This is a genomic window from Oceanicola sp. 502str15 (genome assembly GCF_024105635.1).
Taxonomy (GTDB): Bacteria; Pseudomonadota; Alphaproteobacteria; order Rhodobacterales; family Rhodobacteraceae; genus Vannielia.
This window is the reverse complement of the sequence record NZ_WYDQ01000001.1, coordinates 2072714-2097624: the sequence shown is the minus strand read 5'-3', so window position 1 is coordinate 2097624 and position 24911 is coordinate 2072714. Positions and strand designations below refer to the sequence as shown.

Genomic DNA, 24911 nt, shown 5'->3' with positions numbered 1-24911 from the left:
GACGACGGATGAAGAGCAGGGTGGCCCCGTCGCGGGCCGCCCTGAAGCGTGAAAGGATGAAAGACATGCCCGGCAACCTGACCCTCGAGACCCTGACCGAAATGGCCGCCACCGGCGAGATCGACACCGTTCTGGTGGCGCTGGTCGACATGCAGGGGCGGCTGATGGGCAAGCGCTTCCATGTGCAGAACTTCCTCGATCATTCGCTGGAAGAGACCCATTGCTGCAACTACCTGCTCGCCACCGATCTGGTGATGAGCACGCCCGATGGCTACAAGGCCACGAGCTGGGAGGCGGGCTATGGCGACTACGTGATGCGCCCCGATCTGAGCACCCTGCGCTTTGTGCCCTGGCTCGAAGGCACCGCCATGGTGATCTGCGATATTCTCGACCACCACCATCACGCCCCGGTGCCGCATTACCCCCGCGCCATGCTGGCGGCGCAGGAGGCGCGGCTGGCGGAGATGGGCTTTTCGGCGGCGATGGCGACGGAGCTGGAGTTCTTCCTGTTCGAGAAGGATTACCGGACCAACCAGAAGGAGGGCTATCGCGCTCTCGTGCCGTACAACGGGCACAACGAAGATTACAACCTCTTCCAGACCACCAAGGAAGAGAGCATCATGCGGCCCCTGCGCAACCACCTCGTGGGCGCGGGCGTGCCGGTGGAGAACACCAAGGGCGAGGCGGAGCTGGGGCAGCAGGAGCTGAACATCCGTTACGCGGGCGCGATGGATTGCGCCGACAACCACACGATTGCCAAGCACGCGACGAAGGAGATTGCCTGGGCGGCGGGTGTGTCTGCCACCTTCCTGCCGAAGTGGAAGGCGGGGATGGTCGGTTCTGCCAGCCATGTGCACATGTCGCTTTGGGAGGGCGGGGAGGCTTCGTTCTTTGACGCGGACGCGCCCCACGGGCTGAGCGAGCTTGGCCGCCAGTTCAGCGCGGGGCTGCTGAAGTATGCGCCTGATATCATGGTGTTTCTCGCACCCTACGTGAACAGCTACAAGCGCTTCGCGCCGGGCACCTTTGCGCCGACCAAGACGGTGTGGTCGGTCGATAACCGCACCGCTGGCTTCCGCCTTTGCGGCGAGGGCACCAAGGGGGTACGGATGGAGTGCCGGATCGGTGGCTCCGACCTGAACCCCTACCTCGCGCAGGCCGCCCTGCTGGCCGCCGGGATCGCCGGGATTGAGGAGAAGCTGGAGCTTTCGGCACCCGTGAACGGCGATGTCTATGCCGACGATGGCGCGCAGGAGGTGCCCCACACTCTACGCGACGCGATGGAGACGCTTAAGGGCTCGGACATGCTGCGCGCCGCTTTTGGCGACGATGTGGTGGATCACTACTACCGCGCTGCCGAATGGGAGCAGGAAGAGTTCGACCGGGCGGTGACGGATTGGGAAATCGAACGCGGGTTCGAGCGGGCCTGAGCCATGATCGACCGGATCGACCATATCGTGCTGACGGTGCGCGACGTGGAGGCCTCGGTGGCCTTCTACGGGCGGGTGCTGGGCATGGAGGCTGTCACCTTTGCGGGCGGGCGCCGTGCGCTGGCTTTCGGGCAGCAGAAGATAAACCTCCAGACCCTCGGGCAGGAGGTGCGGGACTTTGCGGGCATCGGCTCGGGCGATCTTTGCCTGGTGACAGAGTGGCCCGTGGAAGATGTGCTGGCGAAGCTGGCAGAGGAAAACGTGGAAGTGGTTGAGGGCCCCGTGGCGAAGTCGGGTGCGCTGGGGCCGATCACCTCCGTCTATTTCAACGATCCCGACGGAAATCTGATCGAGGTAAGTCGCTATGACTGACGTGCTGAAATGTATCTCGCCGATCGACGGATCGGTTTTTGCCGAGCGTCCGGCGCTTTCGCTGGAGGCGGCGCGGGAGGCTGTGGGCGAGGCCCGCGCGGCGCAGGCCGAGTGGGCGGCGCGGCCGCTGGCGGAGCGGGTGAAGCTGGTGATGGCGGGCGTGGCCCGCGTGGGCGAGATGACCGACGAGATCGTGCCCGAGCTGGCCCATATGATGGGCCGCCCGGTGCGCTATGGCGGCGAGTTCGGCGGGTTCAACGAGCGCGCCAGCTACATGGCGGAGATCGCGGAAACCTCGCTGGCCGATATCGAGGTGGGCGAGGATGCCACCTTCCGGCGCTATATCCGGCGGGTGCCATGGGGCGTGGTCTATGTGGTGGCGCCGTGGAACTACCCCTACATGACGGCGATCAACACGGTGGCCCCGGCGCTGATTGCGGGCAATACCGTGGTGCTGAAGCACGCGACCCAGACGCTGCTGGTGGGCGAGCGCATGGCGCGGGCCTTCCACGAGGCGGGTGTGCCTGAGGATGTGTTTCAGAATGTGTTCCTGAGCCATGAGGTCAGCGATGCGCTGATCCGTGAACGTGCGTTCAATTTCATCAACTTCACCGGCTCCGTGGGCGGCGGGAAGGCGATGGAGCAGGCGGCGGCGGGCACCTTCACGCCGGTTTCGACCGAGCTTGGCGGGAAAGACCCGGGCTACGTGATGGAGGATGCCGACCTTGATGCCGCCATCGACACGCTGATGGATGGCGCGATGTTCAATGCCGGGCAGTGCTGCTGCGGGATCGAGCGGATCTATGTGCACGAAAGCCTCTATGACGCCTTCGTCGAGAAGGCGGTGGCCTGGGTGAAGACCCTCAAGCTGGGCAATCCGATGGAGGAGGCCACCACGCTGGGGCCGATGGCGAACGTGCGCTTTGCCGAGGTCGTGCGCGCGCAGATTGCCGATGCGGTTGCGGCGGGCGCGGTGGCGCATATCGAGACGCTGCCGGAGGATGACGGCGGGGCCTATCTGACCCCGCAGGTGCTGACCGGCGTGACCCATGACATGGAGGTCATGCGCGAGGAGAGCTTTGGCCCGGTTGTTGGGATCATGAAGGTGAGCGGCGACGACGAGGCCGTGCGCCTGATGAATGACAGCCGCTACGGGCTGACCGCCTCGCTCTGGACGCAGGATGTGGAGCGGGCTGCCCGGATTGGCGATGCGCTGGAAACCGGCACTGTCTTCATGAACCGCGCCGACTATCTCGATCCGGGCCTCTGCTGGACCGGCTGCAAGGACACCGGCAAGGGCGGCGGCCTTTCGGTGATCGGCTATCACAACCTTACCCGCCCCAAATCCTACCACCTCAAGAAGGTCACGAAATGAGCCTCACAGGAAACTGGTCCTACCCCACCGCCATCCGTTTCGGCGCAGGCCGCATAGCCGAACTGCCCGAAGCCTGCATTGCCGCTGGCATCACCAAGCCGCTGTTGGTGACGGACAAGGGGTTGAAATCCATGGAGATCACCACGGCGGCGCTCGACATTCTCGATGCCGCCGGGCTGGGGCGCGGCTTCTTTGCCGAGGTGGACCCGAACCCCTCTGAGGTGAACCTTGAGGCCGGGCTGAAGATATACCGCGAGGGCGGGCATGACGGGGTGATCGCCTTCGGCGGCGGTTCCGGGCTGGACCTTGGCAAGATGGTCGCCTTCATGGCCGGGCAGAGCCGCCCGGTGTGGGATTTCGAGGATATCGGGGATTGGTGGACGCGCGCCGATGCCGATGCGATTGCGCCGATCATCGCGGTGCCGACGACGGCCGGGACGGGGAGCGAGGTGGGGCGGGCCAGCGTCATCACCAATTCGCAGACCCATGTGAAGAAGATCATCTTTCACCCGAAGGTGCTGCCGACGGTCGTGATCTGCGATCCGGAGCTGACGGTGGGGATGCCCAAGCACATCACCGCAGGCACCGGGCTGGACGCCTTTGCCCATTGCGTCGAGGCATTTTCGAGCCCGCATTACCACCCGATGTCTCAGGGGATCGCGCTGGAAGGGATGCGGCTGGTGATCGACAACCTGCCGCGCGCCTATGCCGATGGCGCCGACATCGAGGCGCGGGCCAACATGATGAGCGCGGCGGCGATGGGGGCGACGGCCTTCCAGAAGGGGCTGGGGGCGATCCATGCGCTTTCGCACCCGATCGGCGCGGTTTACGGCACCCATCACGGGACGACGAATGCGGTGTGCATGCCTGCGGTGCTGGACCTGAACGCCCCGAAGATCACCGAGCGGTTCGACGCGGCGGCGGGTTATCTCGGGATCGAGGGCGGCTACACCGGCTTCCGCGCCTTCGTGCAGGAGTTCAACGACTCGCTCGGCATTCCGCGCAAGCTCTCGGAGATGGGCGTGGGCGACGACCGGATCGCGGAGCTGACCGCGATGGCGCTGGAAGACCCCTCCTGCGGCGGCAACCCGGTGACGCTGGACGAGGCGAATGTGACGGCGCTGTTCAAAGCGGTGATCTGAGGCCGGCCAAGGGCGGGACAAGTCCCGCCCTACGATGGCTGGAGGGGGCGCGTGGCGGGACAAGTCCCGCCCTACGTCAGTCGAAACCGGCGCGGAAGCTTGTGGCGGTCAGGGTGACGTGGTGTTCGAGCGGGGGGCGCAGCTCGAAGAGCTCGGGCTCGCGGGCAAAGTTGTAGAGCCGGAAGAGATGCCATTCATACCGCCTCGCATTGGCCACACTGATTTCGTTCTGTGAGATGTAAAATGGGGTGCGGTCGGGGCCGTTGGTGGTTTTGACCTCAAGCAGGCGCGGGCGGCCCTCGGGTGTGAAGCTGGCGATATCATAGCCCGCGCCGTCGCCCTCTTCATGGCTGGTCCAGACAACCTGCTTGGCCAGGTCTGCCCGCCCGGCGCGGCGCAGGTTGCCGCGCTCATGCTCCAGCGCCAGTTCCTCTCCTGCCTTACCGAGCGCGCGGTTGCGCTCGTCGCGGGCGGCCACGTCGAAGTGGCGGGCGATGGCGCGTAGCTGTTCGTCCTCTTCGGAAGGCGGCGCGTTGCGCAGGGTGGGCGGGACGCCGGCGAAGAGGGGGCGAGGCTCTGCCATGCCGGCGGCATGTGGCGTTCGGGGCAGACGCTCGGCCCATTCGGGGTTCTTGATGAGCCAGCGGTCGATGGCTTCTTTCAGCGAGTCCTGGATGTTGTAGCGTGGCAGGTAGCCCCTGATGATCGGCTGTGCGAAGCCGAGCAGCGCGGCGGAGATGTTGCAGTGCTTGAACTCGATGGAGCCGCGTGAGCGCCCGGTTTCTGCCTGAAGTCCACGGTTGTGCGCGGCCTTGTTGTAAGCCCTGCCACAGAGGTCATCTGCGAGCATGTCGAAGTAATCCGCGACGATCGCGTCATTCTCCTGGTCTGTCCACGGGCCTTCTGCCATGGCGGCCAGGCTAGGGGCACCCACGGGGCGGGACAAGTCCCGCCCTACGGTCTTCCCTTCGCGCCGCGGAACGCCCACATATCCCCCATGACGGCAGAGACACGTGACGCCATGCTGCGCCGCTTCGTGCGCGAGACCTTCGGGCTGCGGGGCACGCTTGGGCTGCATCGGGCGGCTTTCGGGCTGGATCTGGTGCGGGCGCCGGTGAACGTGGTGCTGGCGCCGATCTTTCTGCTGGTGAAACTGCTCGGGCTGATTGCCCGGCTCTGCCGCGCGCCGAGGCTGGCGGGCTGGTTGCTGTCGCGCCGGATCGTGTTTGAAACCGCGGTGTCGCGGAAGGTTGCGGCGCGGGTGCGGGGGTTGGTGGCGGAGCTGGACGCGGCGGGCGTAGGGCCGGGGGCGCCGGAGGCCACGGTGGCCCGCGCGGTGGAGGATTACGTCGGGGTGCGCAACGCGGTGGCCGAGATCACCACGGTGCTCTTTGTGCTCATCACCGGCTGGGCGCTGTTCCATTCGGCCACGCTGGGGGTGATCTCGCTGGCGGGGCCGGTGGCGGACATGCGGGCGCAGGCGCTGGCGATCGAGAACTACTGGGCCGGGCAATGGCTGGGGCAGGTGTATTTCGGGTGGTTTCCGCGGGCGCTGGACCCGTGGCAGGTGGTGGCGACGGGGGTGGCGCTGGCGATGCTGGCCTCGCTGGTGACGACATTTGCCGGCGTGGTGGCGGACCCGGTGCAGCGCTGGCTTGGCATTCACCGGCGGCGGTTAACGCGGCTGATGGCGCGGCTCGACCGGCAGGCGGACAGCGCCTCGGGCCTCAGCCGCGAACATGCGGTGGCGCGGCTGGGCGATCTGACCGACATTGCGCTGGCGCTGTGGCGGGCGCTGCGGCCCTGAGCTACTCGCGCTTATAGGCCTCGTCGGCGCCGCGCAGCTCGGCGGGGGAGGCGAGGCCGTCGCGATTGGCATCGACCCGGCGGAAGGCATAGCCATAGGCGCCGAAGCGCACGATGGTTCGGGCGGTGGATTGGCCGGCCTTGGCCATGCGCTGGACGAAACCCTTGAATTCGCTGCGAGAGAGCATTCCGTCCTTGTTGGTATCGGCGGCGATGTAGGCGGCGGCCTCGGCCTTGGTGTGGCTCACCGCCTGCGCATGGCTGCGCGGGGCGGGCAGGAGCAGCAGGAGCAGCAGCAGCGCGAGGGGCAGCACCAGCGGGGAGAGCATGAGGCGGGGCATGTCAGGGCTCCTGGGCAGCGGGCGGCGCGGCCTCGACGGACCACCGCAAGAAGATGATCCGCCCGGCCTTGTCGCGCAAGTCCAGAGGGGCGAGCAGGGCGGGGGCCATCGCGCCGCCCGCATCGCGGTGCCAGAGCACGAGGGTCTGGCGCACGGCGGCGAGGATCTGGCAGGCGCTGGCGCCGGGGGCCACCAGCAGGTCGGGCGGCGGGGGGCGGCGGTTGCTGAGGCCCTTGGGGCCGGTGTTGGTGGCCGGGTTTTCGAGGCAGATGCGGGGCGGGCAGGGGGTGGCGGTGCAATCGGGCCGGGCGGCCTCGTGCAGCTCGACCACATCGCCCGCCGCGCTCTGGAGTTGCAGCGGGGGGCGGGGCAGGGGCTCGGTCTGCGCCGTGTCGGGCAGGAGCAGGGCGACGAGGAGGCGCAGGGCGAGGATGGTTCTGGGCAGGGGCAAGGCTGTCTCCTCGGGCTGCGGCGGGCGGGGGCGCGCCGTGGCCTCAAGGTAGACGGGGGGCGGGGGTGGCCCCATGGGGGGAACACCCCATTCAGAGTTCGGCGGAGGGGTCGACCAGCCCTTCGCGCAGGGCGAAGGCCATGAGTTGGGGCACCGAGTGCACGTCGAGCTTTTGCATCATCGAGGTGCGGTGCTTGTCGACGGTCTTGGCGGAAATGCCGAGGTGGCCGGCGATTTCCTTGTTGGAGTGGCCGGCGATGATCATGTTGAGGATCTGGCGCTCGCGCCCGGTCAGTTGCTCGCCGGCGGGCTTTTGCCCCAGCACATTAACGAAGCGCGTCGCGATGTGGCGCTGGCCGCGCAGGATGCCGGGCAGCCTGGCGTAAAGCTCGGAGTTGTCGTCGCCCTTGGAAAACAGGCCGTGTACGCCGCTCTCGACCAGCGAGGAGATGATGCCAACGGCGCTGACCCCGGTGAGCACGACGATGCGGGTGTCGGGGCTCCAGCGCTGCACCTCGACCACCACCTCGATGCCGCCCGCCATCGGCATCTGCACGTCGAGCAGAAGCAGGTCGGGGCGGTGGGCGCGGCAGGCGGCGATGGCTTCCAGCCCGTTCTCGGCCTCGGCCACCACGACGATGCCGCGCTCTTCGATCTGGCCGGGGGTTTCCAGCGCCGTGCGCAATCCGCTGCGCACTATTGCATGATCGTCCGCGACAATCGCATGGTAGGTGCCACGCTCTTTCATCAATCCGTTTCCCTGAATGTCCTTGCTGCGAACCTGCCATGGCTTGAGAAATTTCCCCAGCGTTTTCGCGCTTCTGGCGGTTCTGCTGCTTGTCTGCGGAGGGGCGCGGGGCGAGGGGGTGGTGCTGGCGCCGGGGGTGCAGAGCGCGGATGTGACGCCCGAGTTGCGCTACTGGCCCTCGCTGGAGCCGGAGGTGAGCGCGGCGCTGGGCGCATGGGAGGGCGGCGCCTTCGGCCCCGATTTGCAGACGGTCTCCTACGGGCCCGGCTACTCGCCTGAGACATGGGCGGGCACCACGATCACCAATGACGCGGCGCTCGACGGCCGCCCGGCCGACACCTTCATCCTCACCCTCCACGCGCCGTTGGTCAGCGGGGTGCGGCTGTTCGTGATCCGCGAAGGCGGGCTGACGGAGAACCTGATGGATTACTCCATCTTCGCGCCTTTCGACCCGCTCGACCATGCCGTGACCCGGCTGCGCGCGCCCGAGTTCGCGCTGGCGCCGGGCGAGACGGTGCTGCTGCTGGCCCATGTGCAGACCGGGCCGTTTCCGAGTTTTTCGATGGCGCTGCACAGCCCCGAGAACCTTGCGCAATCGAGCTTCTACTGGGGCATCGGGCTGACGGCCTTCTATGCCTTCGCGATTGCCTGCCTCGTCTTCTTCTTCGGGTTTCAGGCGGCGATGGGGAGCTGGGTGGGGGCGCTGAACTCGGCGCTGTTTGCCGCCTTTCTCGGGCTGATCGCGGTGATCGACGGGCTGTTCTGGCGGTTTTTCTACCCTGACCACCCGGAGTGGCAATCGCCGGTGGGCTTCGGGATGCTGTTTGCGATTTCGGCGGCGGGGTTCCTGATTGCGGGTGCCGGTATAGGCGCGGGGTCGCGTCGGGCGGGGCGGTGGGTTTCGGCGCTGGCGCTGGTGGCGCTGGCGGGGTTCTGCCTCGCGCTGGTCTCGCCGGGGCAGGGGGCGGCGCTGCTTTCCTACGGGTTGATCGCGGCGATGCTGGGATGCTCGGTTTACGCCGCGCGCGTGGGTCAGGGCCGCGGGCCGGTGCCGCCGGTGGGGGCGGTGCTGCTGGCGCGGCTCTGCATGGGCGGCGCGGTGGGGGTCTTCGTGCTCATCCTCACCGGGCTGGGCGGGGCGTGGCTGGATGCGCCGCTGGCGATCCGGGCGGTGTTCTTCTTTCTGCTGCTGGCGACGATGACCATGCTGACCGCCAATGTCATCGCCCTGCGCCGCCGCCATCTGGCGGAGGTCGAGGCGCGGGTGGCGGCGCTGGAGGCGGAGGCAGAGCGCGGCCGGGAGCTGCTGGAGAGCGAGCGCAACTATATCCGCGCCCGCGACCTTGCCGCCCAGCGACAACGCCAGCTTGCCACCGCGTCGCACGACCTGCGCCAGCCGCTGATGTCGCTGCGGATGACCTTCGACAGCCTTGCCGCCGAGATGCAGCCCGAGGTGAAGACCCGGCTCAACGATGCCTTCGACTACCTCTCGTCGCTGGCCACCGGCTATGTCGACGAAAGCGTTCCCGAGGCGGATGTGGCGGAGGAGGCGGCGGCGGAGGCGGAGGCCTATCCGCTGGCGGTGCCGCTCGGGACGGTGCGGCAGATGTTCGAGGGGGAGGCGGCGAGCAAGGGGGTGGCGCTGCGGGTGCATGGCTGCGCCGAGGAGGTGGTGGTGCCGCCGCTGGTGCTGATGCGGATTGCGACCAACCTCGTGTCGAACGCGATCAAGTACACCCGCGAGGGCCGGGTGGTGGTGGGGGTGCGCCGGGGCGGCGGGCTGCGGCTGATCGTGGCCGACACCGGGGCAGGGATGAGCGAGGCGGAGCTGGCGCGGTTCAGCGAGGCCTATGCCAAGGGCGAGGCCTCCACCGGGCACGGGCTTGGGCTTTCGGTCTGTTTCGAGCTGGCGCGGGAGGCCGGGCTGCGGCTGGAGGCACGCTCGCAGCCCGGCAGGGGCACCTGTTTTGCGCTCTGGTTGGAGGGCTAGGCGCAGAGGCCCGATGTGACCCGCTGGCCGCGCCAGCAGATGTTGAGGCTGCCAAGCCCGGTCACGCGCCAGCCGTCTCCATCTCGCTCCATCAGCACCCGCCAGGCCTTGCCCCGCTGCGAGTCATCGGCCCAGCCGTGATCGAGAAGGGTCATGGCGATGCGCTCGCCCTGCTGCTCCATGGCGATTTCGAGCCGGGGGCGGCCCTCTTCCATGCTGGGAAAGTCGGACGCGAGCAGCGCGGCAACGTCGGCGGGGCGGGCGAAGGTTTGGGTGGGCAGCGGCTCGGGCGTGAAGCCGTCGAGGGTGTGGGCGAGGCCGAGCTCTTCCATCAGGGCGGGTTCGGTGGCGGTGGGGGGCCAGAGGGGAATGTGGTCGCCGCCGTCGAAGCCGATGGCGACGCTGTGCAGGGTCATCCCCCAGTCTTCCAGCGCGTGGGTGTAGGTGAAGTGGCCCTCGCCCAGCCCCGGCGCGAGTCGCTCGGAGATGGTGATCTGGCCGGTGGTGTCGTCGGCGGTGAAGCTCGACACCACGGGGGAGGCGGAGATGCCGCCGTAGCCCGGCGCCTGCCAGTCGAGCGCGCCGTCGGCGGTGTAGTCGAATTGCAGCTCGGGGTTGGCGAAGAACAGCGGTTGCAGGGTGCCGTCGCGCTCGAGGACGAGCACCGAGAGCGTGTCGTGCGCGGTGGTGCGGCAGGGCAGGGCGTGCAGCGTGCCGCCGGAGAAGGGCTGGGTGCGGGCGGGTTCTTCGCCGCTGCACGCGCCGGGGGCGACGGCATTGCGCAGGGCGAGGAGCGCGGCGTCGTCCGCCGCCCAAAGGGGGGCGGCGGTGGCGGTGGCGAGGAGGGCGAAGGCGAAGGGGGCGATACGGGCTGGCATGGCAATGTCCTGGGTTGAAAGCGGGCGATGGGGAATGGGGCGATGATGGGCCGGGGGCGGCTTCAGTTCCAGAGTTTCGTGCTGGCGAAGCTGACCGAGCCGTTTGCCCAGAGGCTGCGGGTGGCGAGGCCGAGGGAGAAGCCGGTGAAGTCGAAGGGGTTTTCGGTGAACCACATCACCATTTCGGTGGTCTGGCCGGCGGAGGTGGGCACGGCTGCGCCGTAGACCTCACCGGTGATGCCGGTGTTGCCGGACTTGTGGAAGGTGAAGACCAGCTCGGCGCTGCCGATCTCGCTGGTGGCGGCACCGACGGAGGCGGTGGTGTAGAGGCGCGGTGTCCAGGCGAGGGCGAGGTCGAAGGAGAAGCCGGTTTCGAGCAGGGTGCCGTTGGTGTTGCGGGTCTGGAGGCCGAGGGTGACGGTGTTGAAGCCCATGGCGCGCAGCTTGTCGAAGCTGGCGCGCAGGGCCGGGTCGGCGGCGAGGATGCGCTTGGCGGTCTCGCCGTCGCGGGCGTCGAGGGCGGTGACGAGATCGGCGGCGGCGCGGCCTGCGGGCAGGGTGGCGGAGGTTTCGGCGGCGAGGTCGGCGATCATGTCGGTGTATTGGGTGGCGGCCCAGCGCAGCTTGTCGGCGCGGTTGCCGCCGAAGATCTGCGACAGGTCGAAGCCGGCGGGGGAGATGGCGTTGCGCTCGACCCGGATGCAGCGGCCGAAGTGGTTGGCGAGCCCGGCGTGGCAGGCCATGTCGGCGCTGCGCCACTGGCAGGCGTTCAGCCCCTCGCCGCCGCAGGGCCGGCAGGTGCCCCCGACCGCGTGGAGCCATGCGGCGCATTGGGTGGCAGTGGCGGCTTCGGCGGCGCAGGCCTGCTGGCCGTTGCCGCCGCAGCTTTTGGCTTCGGCGCGGGAGGCCGGGGCGAGGGCGCAGAAGGCGAGGCCGAGGGCGACGAGGATCAGGGCGGTCTTGACGAGGGTTTTCATGGGGCTGGCCTCCGGTGTTGGTGTCCGTCTTTCGATGGACCCAATCTGCCAGCGCGCCCCGGCGCGCGGCATGGGGCCGATACCCCATTTGGCGCCGCCACCCCGGCTGGTGGGGAAAACGGCACCTGCGGGGAGATTTCATGCATCTGCCCTTGAAGCGCCCCATGCGCGCCATTACCCTCGGTTGTATTTGATAAGAGACGAAATTATTCCAAATTTTCGGCAATTTGGCCGCGGCGCCTCAGGGGAAGCTCATCATGGACGGGGAATTCACCCAGGACAGTAACCTGGGTTGGCTGGAGACCAGTCTTGGCAAGGATCGGCTGTTGCTGGCGCGGTTCGAAGGCACGGACAGGGTCAACGGTCTGTTCGAGTACAAGGTGCGGGCCATTGCCCGCGAGGGGATGAACCCCGATGCGCTGCTGGGCACACATGCCACGGTGCAGATCGAGACGGTGATGCATGGTGCGGCGCCCTTCGACGGGATCGTGACCGAACTCGCCTGGCTCAAGGCCGATGTGGCCGGGGACCACTACGAGCTGACCCTGCGCCCGTGGTTCTGGCTGGCCGGGCGGCGGCGCCAGCAGCGGATCTTTCACGAGATGCACGTCAACGAGATCCTCGAGACGGTGCTGAAGGAATGGGCCGGGGCCGGGCCGGAGACCTTCCGGATGGATCTGTCGCAGACCTACCCCGAGCTGGAATACACGGTGCAATACCGCGAGAGCGACCTGGCCTTTGCCTGCCGGATGATGGAGCGCTTCGGGATCAGCTACCACTTCGAGCACGCGCCCGGGAACCATTGCCTGGTGCTGACCGACAGCCACGAGGCGATGGGCGAGCTGCCCGATATCACCCGCGAGTATCGCCCGGTCGAGGAGAACTTCCGCAAGGAGGAGGAGCACTTCTGGGATTGGCGGCGGGCTCGCGCCATGACCACCGGTAAGATCAAGCTGACCGACTACAACTTCAAGAAGCCCGGTGCCAACCAGGTGGTGGAGCAGGCGGGCGAGGCCGAGTTCAGCTTTGGCGACATCGAGAGCTACGACTACCCGACCGGCATTGAAGACACCGGCACCCCCGGCGCGCCGCGCGAGCCGAGCCGGCTGGCGCCCGACAGCGAGGATGACGTGGCCCGCAAGGCGCTGGCGCAGCTGCGCACGACGCAGGAGCGCAGCGCCGATTATCGCGCCCATGCCGTGGGGGATGTCATCAGCCTGAAGTCGGGGATGCGCTGCACCGCCCATGGCCCCTTTGCCGATTTCATCGCCCGCGAGCAGCATCTTTGCCTCGAAGCGCGCCACAGCTTTACCGCCGAGAGCTACCGCTCGGGCGAGGAAGCCGCCGCGCGGGCCTATGAGGGGCACTATGTGCTGACCCCGGTTTCGGCCCCCTTCGCGCCGGTGCGGGTGACGCCGCAGCCGGTGGTGCAGGGTCCGCAGACCGCGCGCGTGGTGGGCGAGGGCGAGATCGACTGCGACAAGTACGGCCGCATTCTCGTGCGCTTTCACTGGGATCTGACCGGCGCGCATTCGATGCGCTGCCGGGTGAGCCAGAACTGGGCCGGCAAGGGCTGGGGCGGCATGGTCATTCCGCGGATCGGCATGGAAGTGGTGGTGGAGTTCCTCAACGGCGACCCCGACAAGCCGCTGGTGACGGGCTGCGTCTACAACGGCAAGAACGACGTTCCCTACGAGCTGCCCGAGCACAAGACCAAGTCGGTGTTCCGCACCGACACCCATGAAGGGCCGGGCTTCAACGAGCTCTACTTCGAGGATGCGAAGGGCGAGGAGCGCATCTACTGGCACGCGGAGAAGGACCACGAGGTCCATATCCAGAACAACAGCGCCCGGCGGGTCGATGTGAGCGAGGTCGAGTCGATCGGGAACAGCAAGTATTCGGAGGTGGGCAAGGATCTGAACCTTCAGGTTGGCGGTGACGTGATCACCGCGATCGGGGTTGCCGATGTGCAGCTCAACGCCCCGCGCCCGATGCAGCCTTATGACGACGGCCCGCTGCAACTGGCCTATCAGACGACGATCAAGGGCAAGCCCGATGCCTCGAAGGGGCATTACAAGCTGTTCGTCGCGCAATCGCGCACCGAGCGGATCGGCACCCAGTCGGCCACCCGCGTCAGTGACTCCTACAACCTGACCGTGGGCACCGGCTACCTTCTGGAAGTCGGCGCCAAGAAGAACGAGCAGGTCGGATCGGACTCGATGGAGACCGTGGGCGGAGGCCGGTACATGCATGTGCAGGACCAGATCGACCTGCGCTGCGGGGCCTCGCGCTTTCTGATGAAGAGCAACGGCGAAATCGAGCTGACCGGCACGCATATCAAGCTGACGGCCGGCCGGATCGACCTGAACTAGAGGCCTGAAGAAGAGGAATGAGCGCAATGAACAAAGCTATCCTGCTGCTGGGCGCCGTGGTCGTTGTTGCCGGTGTGGCCTATGCGGTGGTGCCCTTCGGAGCCTCGGCCAAGCTGCCCGACTGCGACCGTGCGGCTGCCGGGGTCGATGAGGCGGCGCCGCTCGAGCTGGCCGCGATTCACGACTACGACTGCGCCCGGGTCTTCCTGGCCGAGAACGACGACCGCGCGGCAGCGCTGGCGGCCGATCTGGGCTATCCCTCGCTGGCGGAGGAGTACGCCAGCAGCTCGGACTACGAAACCTTGGTCATCGGCGCGGTCGACGCGGGGGACAGGGGCTTTTTCGCCGCCGATCCAAAGGCGCTGGAAGCCACGGCGGAGGGCGAGGGGGCTGGCTTTGTTCAGGCGATCTTCGATCCGGCCGGGGCACTGGCGGGCGCTTCGGAGCCGGCCGAGGTGCTTCATGGCCTCGACATCTGGAACAACGACGACAACGCCGCCCTGCTGGTGGAAAACTGCGCCGCGGCGGGCTGCGAGAGCGACGCCACGTCCTGCCCCTCGCGCCTTGGGCTGGCCGACAAGGTGAAGATCGCCAGCGGCGCGATGGGCACCGCCGATGCGGTTGCGCTCTGCGAACCCTCCTTCGAGTGGATCCTTGCCCTGCGACGTGCCGGGGTGGTGGACACGCTCTGTTCGGCGAGCCTGCAGGTCAACGCCGGGATGGCGGATCAGGCCTATCTCGCCGGCCCCTGCTACCCGGACGGCATGGCGATTTCGGAGTTTCGCACATGGGCCTCGGCCGATACCGCGCGGTTTCTGCGGGCCCATGCCGGGGAGCCGATCTCTGCGCTGATAGATGCGGATGCGGCGGAGATGATCGAGCCGGGCTACCCGGCGCTGGCGGCCTTTGCGCAACAGTCCGGCGAGAGCGAGTGAGGCGAGGCAATGGTTGAATTTACCCGAGAAGAACTGGACGCCTTCCTGTCCAAGACCGATTTCGACTTTTCCCAGACATCGGATTGGGAGGAGTTTCTGGCCGAGCGCCGTTCGGGCGGGGCGGGGCGGGATGCGGACGGGATCCAGCTGCGCGACATCAAGAATTACGCCGTGGGCACCGCGCCGATCTTTTCGACCGGCAACCCGGTGGAGGCGCGGTTCGACATTCGGGGCCTCGGGGTCAACAACATGGCGACCGGGGTGCTCTACATCTACTACCCCGATGCGGGGTGGAACATGCAGGTGGAGAGCGTGTTTCTGGGCCAGACACGCCATATCCGGCACAGCCTTGACGTGGGCGGCGGCGGCACGCCGACGCGGCCGATCTGGGGCAGTCTCTACTACATCGCGGTGAAATCGGGCGACCTGCCCGGGCAGGGGGCCGCCGAGGCGCTTGGCCGGCGGGCGCTGAAGGAGGCGGTGCGCAGCGGCGGCTGGCTGTTGCGCCGCGGGTTTGGCCTGATCGCCCGGGGCGGCGCGGGGTTTGACGTGACCGTCAGGGTCGGGGCCGGGCCGGAGATGCGCAACACCTACCTCGAGCAGGAGATCCTGTCGGACGAAGGCTGGGACGCGGTGCGCGAGACGGCAGAGGATGCCTGGGATTACCTGCGCGAGTAGGGGCGGGCGGCGCGTGCGGCAGGGAGCCTGCGATGCGACGCCTGCTTGACGGCCTGATCGGCTGGAGCCTGCCGCCGCTGGCGCTTTTGGTCGCCTTTCTACAGGCCAGCCTGCTGACCGGCCTGCTCTCGGGCGGTTTTCTGATCCTCGTGCTGGTGGCGCTGTTCTTCGTGAATGCGGCCCTTCTGGGCTGGCTCTGGCATCGGTTTGCGCGGCCTGCGACGAAGGGCAGGGACCGCACCGGGTAAGGGCGCGGATCAGGGCGCGGTAAGCAATTCCATCAGGGTGGAGAGCGGCTGGGTCTCGATCTGGGCCACGGCCTCGGCCAGTGCCTGCGCCCGGTCGGGGGACACGGCGAGACCGGCGTTTTCCATGAACTTTTGCCTCGCCGCCTCGAGCGAGAGCCTGCGCGGCCCCGCCCCGTTGTTGATCGGCACATGGGCGCTCAGGGTTTCGCCGCTTTCCAGCGTGACCCGAACGCCGCCGGAAAAGTAGGCTGGAAAGCGGCTTTGCGGGTCCGTCACGCAGGTGCAGCGTGCGGCGAGGGCGCGGGTCCGGGGATTGGCGAGGGCCTCGTCGGAGAGATCCTGAAGGCCGAAGCGACCGTTCAGCAGCATCGCGGCGATCACGAAGGGGGCCGAGAACTGGGCCTCGTAGGCATTGGAGACGGCCCGCTTCTGCGCGATGGGATCGGCGACGGTGCCCATGGTTTCCTGCGGCAGGAGGATGTCGACAGAGGCGATGGCGGCCCCGTCGAGGCGGGCGAAGATCTCGCCCGCGGCATCGGCTGCGCCATGGATGTAATGGCAGACGGGGTAGGGCTTGAGCGCGGTCTGCTCCATCATCCACTCGCTGCCGAGGCCGGTGGTGAGGGCGCGCAGGTCGACATTGGCGGCATGGCTGTGGAGGTGGGTTTCGAACAGGCCGAAGCGCCCTTCGAGGGCGCGGCTGGGGCCGATGAAGCCGTGCCGGGCGAGGGTGGCGGCGGTGATCCCGGCGCTGGCGGCCCAGCCCGGGTGGAGCCGCTTGGTGCCTGCGCCTTCCTCGAGGTAGAGCTGCACCCCCGAGGCGGTGCTGGCGGCGATGCCGAGTGCGTTGACGTGATCGGCAGGCGCCGCGCCCATCAGCCGCCCGGCCACGAGGGCGGCGGCGAAATGGCCGAAGACGCCGGTGCCGTGAAAGCCGGTGTGGTGGAACCCGCCCGCGATGGCGGTGCCGAGCCGGACGGTGCTTTCCATGCCGACGCAATAGGCCGCGAGCGCCTCGCGCCCCGACAGCCCGCGCTGCTCGGCCACGGCCAGCACGGCGGGCAGGACGGCGGCGGTGGGGTGGACGATGGCCTGAAGGTGGGTGTCGTCGTAGTCGAGCCCATGGATCAGGACGCCGTTGGCGAGGGCCGCGTCACGCGGGGCGGCGGTTTGCGCCGTGCCGATGATGCGCGCGCCGCCACCGCCGCTGAGCGCCTCGACCGCCGTCAGCGTGGCGCGGGAGAAGGGGAAGGTGGTGGAGGCAAGGCCGATGCCGAGCGCGTCGAGAATGTGGATGCGGGCGCGCTCCAGCACGGGGGCGGGGATATCATCGAAGCGCAGGCCGTGGGCAAAGCCCGCGAGGGCGTGGGAGGGGCCGGGGGAGGTGGGTGACATGGCGCGGTCCTGTGCCTTCTGCTGCGGGCTGGCGCGCGGGCCGCTGTGGGAGGGAGACAGCGGGAGATCCGGCGCGGTGGAGAGGGGGGCACGTTGGGTGCCGTCCCCCGCCTTCTACGCCCCCGCCCGCCCGGTGCCAACGCGGGGCGGGAGAGAAAAGGGGGCATGGATGCAGTTGCCGGGGCGCCGGTTGTGACGGTTGCCGACGCGGAGGGATATCCAGGCTGGTTATCCCACGGTGCGGCGGCTGGCGGCGCCCGAGGCGATCAGGGCTTCGATCTCATCGGCGGTGAATCCTGCGGCTGCCAGAACCTCGTCGGTGTGCTCACCGATGACGGGCGCGGGGCGTTCGATGCTCGGGTTGCCCTCGGACATCAGGAAGGGCGCGACGGGCACCTTGTGGGTGCCTTCGCGGCCGAGGGGGGCGGGCGTGTCCTGGAGGAGGCCGCGGGTGGCGAGCTGGGGGTCTGCCAGCGCCTCTTCCATGGAGCGGATCCGGCCCGCGGGCACCTGATGCCGGCGCAGGAAGTCCTGCCAGTCGTCGGCGGTGCGGGTAAGGAAGACCTCCTTCAGCACGGCTTCCTCGGCGGCGTGGCTTTCGAGACGTTCGGCGTTGGTGGCCTTGATCATGTCGGGCCGCTCCAGCGCTTCCCAGAGGCGTTTCTGCTGGCGCATGTTGGCAGCGCCCAGCATGAGCAGGCCATCGGCGGTTTCATAGGCGCCGATGCCGGCGAGGGCGAAGCGGTTGCCCTCCGGCTTCGGGGGTTTGCCGCCGATGTTGAGGGCCGCGATATGGGTGCTCATGAGCATCAGCGTGGCGTCGAACATGGCGAGATCGACGTGCTGGCCGCGACCGGTCTGGCTGCGCTGGAAGAGCGCGGCGGAGATGGCGAAGGCGGTCATGTAGCCGGTGGCGTAATCAACCACGGGTGCTCCGGTTTTCAGCGGTGCGCTGTCTTCGGTGCCGGTGAGGGCCATGAGGCCGGCGACGGCCTGGAAGACGAAATCGTAGCCGGTTTCCTCGCCGCGCGGGCCCTCGCGGCCGAAGGCGGAGACCGAGCAGTAGACGAGCTTGGGGTTCAGCTTGCTGATCTCGTCGTAGCCGAGGCCAAGCGCCTCCAGCGCGCCGGGGCGGTAGTTTTGCACGAAGACATCGGCGTCTTTCAGCAGGGCCTTCAGCACCTCCTGCCCGCCTTCGGTCTTGAGGTCGAGGCCGATGGAGCGCTTGTTGGCGCCCTGGGCGAGGTAGGTGGTGCCCATGCTGGCGGCGTTCAGCTCCTTGTCGGGGCCTTGCTGGCGGACCTGGTCGGGGTCGTCGGGGCGGTCGATCTTGATGACGTCGGCGCCGAGCACGGCGAGCTGGTAGGCGGCGAAGGGGCCGGCGAGGACGTGGGTGGCGTCGATGACCTTGAGGCCTTCAAAAGCGCGGGGCATGGGGGTGTCTCCTGTTTGGTGTGTCGGCGCCTCAGGGGGCGTCGTTCTTGCGGCCCGCGCGGCTGGTGAGCCGGGTGAGCCATTGCAGGTTGGGCATGATGACGAAGATGCGGGCGAGGTGCATGGCCGTCACGAGGGCGACGTCCTGGCCGAGTATGCCCGCGGTGAGCGCCATTTCGGTGGTGCCGCCGGGCGCGAAGCCGAGGACCATGGTGGGGAAGATGGCGCCGAACACGCGGCTGGCCAGCCAGGCCCCGAACACGCAGAGCACGAGCAGCAGTGCGGAGGTCACGAGCACCGAGCTTACGAGGCTCTTGCGCTCGGTGAAGGTGCGGCGGGTGAAGCAGGAGCCGAGCCAGGTGCCGAGCACGACCTGGGCCAGCGCCAGCACCGGTTGGGGGATGTCGAAGGCGGGCTGACCCAGGGCCGAGAGGGCGGCGGCCATGAAGAGCGGGCCGAGGAAGAAGGGGTTGTTCAGGCGCAGCAGCTTGAACAGGAACGGGCCGGCGATTGCGCCGGCGAGGGTGACGCAGAAGGCGACGAGGCCGTGATCGACCTCGGGCGGGGGCAGCGCGGCGGAGGTGTCGCCCGCGAGGTAGAGCATCAGCGGGAAGATCGTGACGACGAGGGCGATCCGCATGGTCTGGGCAAAGATCACCGGGGCGGGCGCGACACGGTGGTGTTCCGCCAGCACCCCTGCCTCGACGGGGGAGGTGGGGACGACGGAGAGAAAGGCGGTGACGCCGTCGGTGCCGTAGAGCCGCCGCTGGACGATGCTCACCACCACCGAGGCGGCGATGATGAAGAGGCTCACGAAGATCAGCAGCGGGGCGGTTTGCAGCAGCGCGTGGAAGGCGGCCGGGGTGAAATGCGCGCCGACGAAGGTGGCCACGGTGATCTGGCCGAAGGGGCGGGTTTGAATCGGGACGCGCACGACGAGGGTGCCGGTCGCCGTGAGGAGGCCGGTTGCGATCAGGGGGCCGATCATCCAGGGCAGCGGCATCCCGATCAGGCTGAAGACCAGCCCCGCGATCCCGGAAGCCGCGTAGAGGGCGGCGAGCGCGCTTAGAGACTTCAAGTGGCGGCATCCTCTCGGAGGCGGATCAGGGCATCGAGCATCACCACGCCTGCGCCGGGCGCGAGGATTGCGACCGGGTTCACCTCGGCCTCCTCGATGGCGGGTGCGAGGGCGAGGCGGGAGAAGGTGGCCACGGCCCGGGCGAGGGCTTCGAGGTCGCCTTCGGCAGAGCCGCGATAGCCGCGCAGCGGCGCAAAGCCCTTCACGGCGCCGACCATCTCGCGGGCGGTGCCCAAGGTGACGGGTGCGCAGCGGGTGGCGCTGTCGCGGTAGATCTCGGTCAGCACGCCGCCCGCGCCGACGGTCACGACGGGGCCGACCAGCGGGTCGCGGGTGAGGCCGATGATCGCCTCGCCGAGACCGGGGCGCATTTCCTGCACCAGCACGCCGTGCAGACGGTAGCCCGGGGCGTGGGCCTCGGCGGCGGCCTTCATGCGGGTGATGGCGGAGGCGAGCGCTTCGGGGGTGGCGATGTTGAGCGCGACGGCCCCGGCCTCGGATTTGTGGGGCAGGTCGGGGGAGACCAGCTTGGCCACGAGGGGGAAGGTGAGGCCGAGCGGCTCGGGGAGCGGCGCATCGGGGCCGAGCAGGAGGGTTTGGGGGCGGGCGAGGCCGAGGCTCTCGAAAAGGGCGCCGGAAGTGGCCTCGGACTGCAAGCCGCCGGGGAGGGTGGCGAGCTGCTGCGTGAGGGCAGGGGGCAGGGGTTCGGGGCGGGCCTTTGGCGCGGGAGGGGCGCGCAGCAGGAGGGCGGTGGTTTCGGCGCAGGTTTCGAGGTTGCGGAAGTTCGGGATGCCGGCGGCGTCGAGCAGGGCGAGGCTTTCGGGGGCATGGGGCAGGGGGAAGCCCATCACCGGGGCCGCGCCTTCGGGGGCGTCCTTGACCGCATCGACGATGGGGGCCACCGCAAGCTCGGGGTTGAACTGGGCCGAGGAGCCGACGGCCACCACCAGCACGCCGGTTTCGGGGTCGCGGATCAGGCGGTCGACCACGGCGCGCATGGTTTCGTACTTGGTGCCGGCGAGGGTGACATCGACGAGCTTGCCGTGGCCGAGGGGGATGTTGCGGGCGGACAGTTCTGCGCGGGCGGCCTCGCTCAGCCCGCCGATTTCGACCCCGCGGGCGGCGAGCTGGTCGATGACCATGGCGCCGCCGCCGCCGGTGGTGGAAATGACCGTGGCCCGGCGCGGGCGGCCTTCGGGCAGGCGCGCGCGGGAGAGGGCGCGGGGCGCTTCGATGAGCGTGTCGAACTGCTGCGCCTCGTGAATGCCGATCTCGCGCAGGAAGGCGGAGACGGCGGCGCGGCCGCCGGTGAGGGCGCCGGTATGCGAGACGGCGAGCTGGCGGCCCTCGTCGGAGGCGCCGATCATGTAGGCCACCACGGGCTTGCCGCGCCGGGCTGCGGCGCGGGCGAAGACCTCGAGCGCCTCGGCGTCGCGGATGGTTTCGAGGAAGAGCTGGAAGGCGTGGGTGTCGGGGTCGTCGAGCAGGAGTTGGCCGAGGGTGCCGACGCCGGTGCGGGCCTCGTTGCCGAGGGAGACGAGGGTGGAGAAGCCGTGGCCCCGCTCCTGCCCGCGCGACAGCAGGGTGCCGATGACGCTGCCGCTCTGCGACAGCACGGCGGTATGGCCGCGAGTGATGGAGGGCGTGGCGAAGGCGGCGTTGGTGGTGCAGGCAAAGCCGGAGGCGGTCGACACGGTGCCGGTGGAATTGGGGCCGATCAGCAGGATGCCGGCGTCACGCGCGATGGCGGCGGCGCGGTCCTGCCGGGCAAGGCCCTCGGGGCCGGCCTCGGCGAAGCCGTCGGCCAGCATGGAGACGACGGCGACGCCTTTCGTTGCGCAGTGTTCGAGCGCGGTCAGCGCGGGGTCGGCATCGAGCAGGATATAGGCGTGATCGACCGGCTCGTGGATCTCGGTGACGGAGGGCGCGGCGGGCAGGCCCATGACCTCGGCGCTGCCGGGGTTCACCGGGATGATCCGGCCCTGAAACCCGTGCTGGCGCAGGAAGGTCAGCGGGCGGGCGGTGAGCTTTTTGGGGTTGGACGACGCGCCGACGAGCGCCACCGTGCGGGGCGCGGTGAGGGCCTTCAGGAACTCTGCCTCGGGCCGTCCCATCATTCGGCGGCCATGGCCCGGGGCGCGCGCTGCGAGAAGCGGCGGTCGAAGACGCCCTCGGCGATGCGGTTCTTGAGGATCTCGATGGAGCCGCCGGCGATCATCCAGCCGCGGGTGCGGCGCAGGGCATATTGGGCGGTGCTCTCTTCGGAAAAGCCGAGGCCGCCGAGGATCTGCACCGCCTCGTTGGCGGCGAAGAACCCGGCCTCGTTGCAGGCGAGCTTGGCGATGGCGGTATCCTGGGCCGAGGGCAGGCCCTCCTCACCGGCCACGGCGGCGCGCATCAGCAGGAGGCTCGCGGCCTCGAGCTTCACGGTCATCTCGGCGAACTTCCATTGCAGGCCCTGGAACTCGCAGAGCGCCCGGCCGAACTGCTGGCGCTGGGCGGCGTGGTCACGGGCGAGGTTAAAGGCATGGCGGCCGACCGCGAGGGCGCGGGCGGAGTTGCCCAGCCGCTCGACGTTGAAGCCCGCGATCTGCTTCTTGAAGCCACCTGCGCCGAGCAGGACATTTTCGGGGGGGACGTAGACATTGTCGAAGTATAGCTGCGACCATGTTTCGCCGTTCATGAAGGTGGAGGGCTTGCCGATGGTGAAGCCGGGGGTGCCCTTCTCGATCAGGACCGAGCCGATGCCGCCGACGCCGGGGCCGTAGCGGAGGTAAACGAGGAAGACCTCGGCCTCGGACGAATGGGTGCCGAAGATCTTGGTGCCGTTCACCCGAAAGCCCTCGCCGTCGGGGGTGGCGGAGGTGCGCAGGTCGGTGACGGCAGAGCCGGCTTCGGGCTCTGTCATTCCGAGCGAGATCAAGGCCTTGCCGGCGAGGATCTTGCCGAGGTAGCGCTCTTTCTGCTCGGGTGTGGCGAATTCTGCGAAGGTGCGCACCGGGCCGAAGTTGGCGGCCTGGATCACGTCGCCCGAGCGGGGACAGACCTCGGCCACGGCCTGGATCGCGAGGATGGCGTTGACCAGCCCGCCGCCGATGCCGCCGTCGGCCTCGGGGATGGTGATGCCGAGCAGACCCATCTCGGCGAACCTGGCGGCCACGTCCCAGGGGTAGCTCTCGGCATTGGCCCGCGCGGCGGCGCCCTCGGCCAGTTCGGCCTCGGCGAAACGGCGCACGGTGTCGTAGAACATTTGCTGTTCGGCGGTCAGGTTGAAATCCATCGGGCGGGCATCCAATTCACATCATCTCCGAGGCAGTCTAAACATCCGGCACAGGGACAATACCGCCATTCTGGTCGGACAAGGGAAACCTCCGCTTATGGATCGCCGATATCGAGATCTGCCGCTCAATCCGCTCAGGGCCTTCGCGGTTGCCTCGCAGCACAAGACCTTTACCTCCGCCGCAAGATACATGGGTGTGAGCCAGGTTGCCATCAGCCGACAGATCTCGACACTGGAGGATTACCTTGGGGTGAAGCTCTTCGTGCGGGGCGCGCGCTCGGTCAAGCTGACGGATGTGGGGCGGACGTTGGGCGGGGAGGTGAGCGTGCTGTTCGAGGAGCTGGAGCGGGCCACCCATGGCGTGCTGTCGGAGGAGAGTGAGAACACCATCAAGCTCAGGATCTACCCGACCTTCGCGCAGCACTGGTTGCTGCCCCGGCTGGGGGCGTTTCAGGCGCTCTACCCCGAGTATCGCTTTCGGCTGGATACCACGGTGGAGCCGCTGGACTTTCGGGGCACCCATCTGGATGTGGCGATCCAGCTGGGGCATGGCAACTGGCGAGATGCCAAGAGCCGCAAGCTCTTTGACGAGCGGGTCGACGTGGTGTGCAGCCCCGGCTACGCCGAGGCGCGGGGCGGGTTTGCTGCGGCGGAGGACGTGGACGGGGCGGAGCTGCTGCATGCCAAGTACCGGCGCAAGGAGTGGGACATCTGGTCGGCCCAGGCGGAGATGGACCTGAGCCACCTCAGCGGGCAGGAGTTCGACAGCTCGCTGCTGGTCTATCAGGCCGCCGAGCACGGGTTCGGGCTGGCGATGGGGCAGGTGGACCTGCTGGCCAAGGAGCTGGAGGCGGGCAAGCTGATCTGCCCCTTCGGCAAGCCGGTGACGACGGGCGCGGCCTTTCACGTGATCTGGCCGACGATGAAATCGGTCTCCACCAAGACCAAGCATTTCATCGACTGGCTGCTCGACACCTCGGGCGAGCCGCGAGCGTTCTTCAAGAGGAAAAGGGCCGGGACCGGGGCGGCAGGGGGCTGACCGGAGGTTTGCGTTGCATGACTTCGGCCATGGTCAAACCGCCGCGCGCAGGGGGCTAGGGTGCGGCGAGGCTGGAGAGGACGAGCAGATGCCCCGGATGTTTCATGAACTGGTCGGAGACCCGGGCGACGGCGTTCCGCTGGTGCTGCTGCACGGGATGTTTGCCAGCCGCCGGATGTGGGACCTGAACCGCACGGCACTGGCGGCGCGCTTTCCGCTGGTGCTGGTGGACCTGCCCGGCCACGGGGCCTCGCCGCCTCTCGCGGCGTCCGACGAAGCCACGCCCGAGGCGTTGGTCTCCGAGTTGGAGCGGATCCGCGAGGCCCTTGGCGTGGCGCGCTGGTGCCTTTGCGGGCAGAGCTTTGGTGCCGGGGTGACGCTGCACTATGGGCTGGCTCATCCAGAGCGGGTTGCGGCGCAGGCTTTTACCAATTCGCGCACCACCTTCCGCGATGCCTTCGGGGCACAGGAGACCGAGTTGCGGGAGGGGCGGATCGCGCGCATCCGCGCCGGTGGGCGGGAGGCGATGGGGCGCGAGGTGTTTCACCCGCGCCATGCGAAGCGCTTTCCCGAGCCGATCAAGACCGTGCTGTCGCAGGAGGCGGACGGGATCGAGATTGAAACATACCTGCGGCTGATCGGGGAGACGGCGCCGGCGCTGTCCCTCTACGGGCGCGATGCAAGGCCGCAGCGGCCCACGCTGCTGATCAACGGGCGGCACGAGCGGGCGTTTCAGCCCTGCCGGGACGAGCTGGCCGCGGCCTGGCCCGGGATGGAGATTGCCGACATCGACGGCGGGCACGCGGTGAACATCGAGAACCCGGAGGGCTTTGACGCGGCGCTGATCGGGTTTCTCGAGCGGCAGTTAGGCTAACCGCTGATTATGTCACGGTGACGGTTTCCAAGTTGTGACCGGAGGGGCCCGCGGCAATGATCGCGGAA

Annotated in this window: 23 protein-coding genes; 12 read left to right on the top strand and 11 right to left on the bottom strand. The window is 68.5% G+C overall.

Features of this window, described 5'->3' with window-relative positions:
* The first annotated feature begins 65 nt into the window (after positions 1 to 65).
* From GTH22_RS10135 to GTH22_RS10120, 4 genes are read left to right on the top strand one after another with little or no spacing between them, the layout of a single operon-like run.
* Entirely contained in the window at positions 66 to 1430 is a 1365-nt protein-coding gene (locus GTH22_RS10135; protein WP_252947621.1) for a glutamine synthetase family protein, read from the top strand.
* Between the two features lie 3 nt (positions 1431 to 1433).
* Positions 1434 to 1802, top strand: coding sequence for a VOC family protein (locus GTH22_RS10130; protein ID WP_252945070.1), 369 nt, complete (start codon positions 1434 to 1436; stop codon positions 1800 to 1802).
* A complete protein-coding gene (locus GTH22_RS10125; protein WP_252945069.1) occupies positions 1795 to 3177 on the top strand; it encodes an aldehyde dehydrogenase family protein in 1383 nt (460 codons plus the stop codon). Before GTH22_RS10130 ends, GTH22_RS10125 begins: the two co-directional genes overlap by 8 nt.
* Positions 3174 to 4319 (top strand): iron-containing alcohol dehydrogenase, encoded by a 1146-nt coding sequence (locus GTH22_RS10120; protein ID WP_252945068.1) that lies wholly within the window; start codon positions 3174 to 3176, stop codon positions 4317 to 4319. Before GTH22_RS10125 ends, GTH22_RS10120 begins: the two co-directional genes overlap by 4 nt.
* Before the next feature lie 76 nt (positions 4320 to 4395).
* Here the strand turns inward: GTH22_RS10120 and GTH22_RS10115 are convergent, their stop codons facing one another.
* Positions 4396 to 5229 (bottom strand): DUF3883 domain-containing protein, encoded by an 834-nt coding sequence (locus GTH22_RS10115; protein ID WP_252945067.1) that lies wholly within the window; start codon positions 5227 to 5229, stop codon positions 4396 to 4398.
* Positions 5230 to 5316: 87 nt separating this feature from the next.
* On the opposite strand from GTH22_RS10115, the gene GTH22_RS22215 reads away from it, so the two are divergent.
* Positions 5317 to 6126: a DUF6635 family protein gene (locus GTH22_RS22215; protein ID WP_305884661.1), complete on the top strand. Its 810-nt coding sequence runs from the start codon at positions 5317 to 5319 to the stop codon at positions 6124 to 6126.
* Between the two features lies 1 nt (position 6127).
* Here the strand turns inward: GTH22_RS22215 and GTH22_RS10105 are convergent, their stop codons facing one another.
* The 3 genes from GTH22_RS10105 to GTH22_RS10095 form a co-directional block, all read right to left on the bottom strand.
* Entirely contained in the window at positions 6128 to 6466 is a 339-nt protein-coding gene (locus GTH22_RS10105; protein ID WP_252945066.1) for a hypothetical protein, read from the bottom strand.
* A gap of 1 nt (position 6467) precedes the next feature.
* Positions 6468 to 6917, bottom strand: a complete 450-nt coding sequence (locus GTH22_RS10100; protein WP_252945065.1) for a hypothetical protein — start codon at positions 6915 to 6917, stop codon at positions 6468 to 6470.
* Between the two features lie 91 nt (positions 6918 to 7008).
* Positions 7009 to 7665, bottom strand: a complete 657-nt coding sequence (locus GTH22_RS10095) for a response regulator transcription factor (protein ID WP_252945064.1) — start codon at positions 7663 to 7665, stop codon at positions 7009 to 7011.
* Positions 7666 to 7708: 43 nt separating this feature from the next.
* On the opposite strand from GTH22_RS10095, the gene GTH22_RS10090 reads away from it, so the two are divergent.
* Positions 7709 to 9655, top strand: a complete 1947-nt coding sequence (locus tag GTH22_RS10090; RefSeq protein WP_252945063.1) for a sensor histidine kinase — start codon at positions 7709 to 7711, stop codon at positions 9653 to 9655.
* Here GTH22_RS10090 and GTH22_RS10085 read toward each other — a convergent pair.
* A complete protein-coding gene (locus tag GTH22_RS10085) occupies positions 9652 to 10533 on the bottom strand; it encodes a hypothetical protein (protein ID WP_252945062.1) in 882 nt (293 codons plus the stop codon). The genes GTH22_RS10090 and GTH22_RS10085 overlap by 4 nt on opposite strands.
* Before the next feature lie 62 nt (positions 10534 to 10595).
* On the bottom strand, positions 10596 to 11510 hold the full coding sequence (locus GTH22_RS10080) for a hypothetical protein (protein WP_252945061.1): 915 nt from the start codon (positions 11508 to 11510) through the stop codon (positions 10596 to 10598).
* A 257-nt stretch (positions 11511 to 11767) separates the two neighbouring features.
* Here GTH22_RS10080 and GTH22_RS10075 point away from each other — a divergent pair, with 257 nt between their 5' ends.
* The 4 genes from GTH22_RS10075 to GTH22_RS10060 are packed head-to-tail and all read left to right on the top strand — an operon-like array spanning position 11768 to position 15743.
* Positions 11768 to 13882 carry a type VI secretion system Vgr family protein gene (locus GTH22_RS10075; RefSeq protein WP_252945060.1) on the top strand — a complete coding sequence of 705 codons (2115 nt, stop codon included), beginning with the start codon at positions 11768 to 11770 and terminating at the stop codon, positions 13880 to 13882.
* A 26-nt stretch (positions 13883 to 13908) separates the two neighbouring features.
* Complete coding sequence (locus tag GTH22_RS10070) at positions 13909 to 14817, top strand: hypothetical protein (RefSeq protein ID WP_252945059.1); 909 nt, start codon at positions 13909 to 13911, stop codon at positions 14815 to 14817.
* 9 nt (positions 14818 to 14826) lie between these two features.
* Positions 14827 to 15495 (top strand): hypothetical protein, encoded by a 669-nt coding sequence (locus GTH22_RS10065; protein ID WP_252945058.1) that lies wholly within the window; start codon positions 14827 to 14829, stop codon positions 15493 to 15495.
* A gap of 32 nt (positions 15496 to 15527) precedes the next feature.
* Entirely contained in the window at positions 15528 to 15743 is a 216-nt protein-coding gene (locus tag GTH22_RS10060) for a hypothetical protein (RefSeq protein WP_252945057.1), read from the top strand.
* 9 nt (positions 15744 to 15752) lie between these two features.
* Here GTH22_RS10060 and GTH22_RS10055 read toward each other — a convergent pair whose 3' ends face one another.
* The 5 genes from GTH22_RS10055 to GTH22_RS10035 form a co-directional block, all read right to left on the bottom strand.
* Positions 15753 to 17138 carry an MmgE/PrpD family protein gene (locus GTH22_RS10055; RefSeq protein ID WP_252945056.1) on the bottom strand — a complete coding sequence of 462 codons (1386 nt, stop codon included), beginning with the start codon at positions 17136 to 17138 and terminating at the stop codon, positions 15753 to 15755.
* 228 nt (positions 17139 to 17366) lie between these two features.
* Positions 17367 to 18572: a CaiB/BaiF CoA-transferase family protein gene (locus tag GTH22_RS10050; RefSeq protein ID WP_252945055.1), complete on the bottom strand. Its 1206-nt coding sequence runs from the start codon at positions 18570 to 18572 to the stop codon at positions 17367 to 17369.
* Positions 18573 to 18603: 31 nt separating this feature from the next.
* Complete coding sequence (locus GTH22_RS10045) at positions 18604 to 19650, bottom strand: AbrB family transcriptional regulator (protein WP_252945054.1); 1047 nt, start codon at positions 19648 to 19650, stop codon at positions 18604 to 18606.
* Positions 19647 to 21767 (bottom strand): acetate--CoA ligase family protein, encoded by a 2121-nt coding sequence (locus tag GTH22_RS10040; RefSeq protein WP_252945053.1) that lies wholly within the window; start codon positions 21765 to 21767, stop codon positions 19647 to 19649. The genes GTH22_RS10045 and GTH22_RS10040 overlap by 4 nt, the downstream gene beginning before the upstream one ends.
* The gene (locus GTH22_RS10035; protein ID WP_252945052.1) at positions 21764 to 22930 is read right to left on the bottom strand and encodes an acyl-CoA dehydrogenase family protein; all 1167 of its coding nucleotides are present in this window, start codon (positions 22928 to 22930) and stop codon (positions 21764 to 21766) included. Before GTH22_RS10035 ends, GTH22_RS10040 begins: the two co-directional genes overlap by 4 nt.
* Positions 22931 to 23027: 97 nt before the next feature.
* Here GTH22_RS10035 and GTH22_RS10030 point away from each other — a divergent pair, with 97 nt between their 5' ends.
* Both GTH22_RS10030 and GTH22_RS10025 read left to right on the top strand, forming a co-directional pair.
* Positions 23028 to 23969, top strand: coding sequence for a LysR substrate-binding domain-containing protein (locus tag GTH22_RS10030; RefSeq protein ID WP_252945051.1), 942 nt, complete (start codon positions 23028 to 23030; stop codon positions 23967 to 23969).
* Between the two features lie 88 nt (positions 23970 to 24057).
* Positions 24058 to 24843, top strand: coding sequence for an alpha/beta fold hydrolase (locus GTH22_RS10025; protein ID WP_252945050.1), 786 nt, complete (start codon positions 24058 to 24060; stop codon positions 24841 to 24843).
* Positions 24844 to 24911 lie beyond the last annotated feature (68 nt).

What these genes read in the sequence shown, in the direction of transcription:
- GTH22_RS10135 (WP_252947621.1), top strand. Translation starts at nt 66, where the DNA reads ATGCCCGGCAACCTGACCCTCGAGACCCTGACCGAAATGGCCGCCACC.
- GTH22_RS10130 (WP_252945070.1), top strand. Translation starts at nt 1,434, where the DNA reads ATGATCGACCGGATCGACCATATCGTGCTGACGGTGCGCGACGTGGAG.
- GTH22_RS10125 (WP_252945069.1), top strand. Translation starts at nt 1,795, where the DNA reads ATGACTGACGTGCTGAAATGTATCTCGCCGATCGACGGATCGGTTTTT.
- GTH22_RS10120 (WP_252945068.1), top strand. Translation starts at nt 3,174, where the DNA reads ATGAGCCTCACAGGAAACTGGTCCTACCCCACCGCCATCCGTTTCGGC.
- GTH22_RS10115 (WP_252945067.1), bottom strand. Translation starts at nt 5,229, where the DNA reads ATGGCAGAAGGCCCGTGGACAGACCAGGAGAATGACGCGATCGTCGCG.
- GTH22_RS22215 (WP_305884661.1), top strand. Translation starts at nt 5,317, where the DNA reads ATGACGGCAGAGACACGTGACGCCATGCTGCGCCGCTTCGTGCGCGAG.
- GTH22_RS10105 (WP_252945066.1), bottom strand. Translation starts at nt 6,466, where the DNA reads ATGCCCCGCCTCATGCTCTCCCCGCTGGTGCTGCCCCTCGCGCTGCTG.
- GTH22_RS10095 (WP_252945064.1), bottom strand. Translation starts at nt 7,665, where the DNA reads ATGAAAGAGCGTGGCACCTACCATGCGATTGTCGCGGACGATCATGCA.
- GTH22_RS10085 (WP_252945062.1), bottom strand. Translation starts at nt 10,533, where the DNA reads ATGCCAGCCCGTATCGCCCCCTTCGCCTTCGCCCTCCTCGCCACCGCC.
- GTH22_RS10080 (WP_252945061.1), bottom strand. Translation starts at nt 11,510, where the DNA reads ATGAAAACCCTCGTCAAGACCGCCCTGATCCTCGTCGCCCTCGGCCTC.
- GTH22_RS10075 (WP_252945060.1), top strand. Translation starts at nt 11,768, where the DNA reads ATGGACGGGGAATTCACCCAGGACAGTAACCTGGGTTGGCTGGAGACC.
- GTH22_RS10070 (WP_252945059.1), top strand. Translation starts at nt 13,909, where the DNA reads ATGAACAAAGCTATCCTGCTGCTGGGCGCCGTGGTCGTTGTTGCCGGT.
- GTH22_RS10065 (WP_252945058.1), top strand. Translation starts at nt 14,827, where the DNA reads ATGGTTGAATTTACCCGAGAAGAACTGGACGCCTTCCTGTCCAAGACC.
- GTH22_RS10060 (WP_252945057.1), top strand. Translation starts at nt 15,528, where the DNA reads ATGCGACGCCTGCTTGACGGCCTGATCGGCTGGAGCCTGCCGCCGCTG.
- GTH22_RS10055 (WP_252945056.1), bottom strand. Translation starts at nt 17,138, where the DNA reads ATGTCACCCACCTCCCCCGGCCCCTCCCACGCCCTCGCGGGCTTTGCC.
- GTH22_RS10050 (WP_252945055.1), bottom strand. Translation starts at nt 18,572, where the DNA reads ATGCCCCGCGCTTTTGAAGGCCTCAAGGTCATCGACGCCACCCACGTC.
- GTH22_RS10040 (WP_252945053.1), bottom strand. Translation starts at nt 21,767, where the DNA reads ATGATGGGACGGCCCGAGGCAGAGTTCCTGAAGGCCCTCACCGCGCCC.
- GTH22_RS10035 (WP_252945052.1), bottom strand. Translation starts at nt 22,930, where the DNA reads ATGGATTTCAACCTGACCGCCGAACAGCAAATGTTCTACGACACCGTG.
- GTH22_RS10030 (WP_252945051.1), top strand. Translation starts at nt 23,028, where the DNA reads ATGGATCGCCGATATCGAGATCTGCCGCTCAATCCGCTCAGGGCCTTC.
- GTH22_RS10025 (WP_252945050.1), top strand. Translation starts at nt 24,058, where the DNA reads ATGCCCCGGATGTTTCATGAACTGGTCGGAGACCCGGGCGACGGCGTT.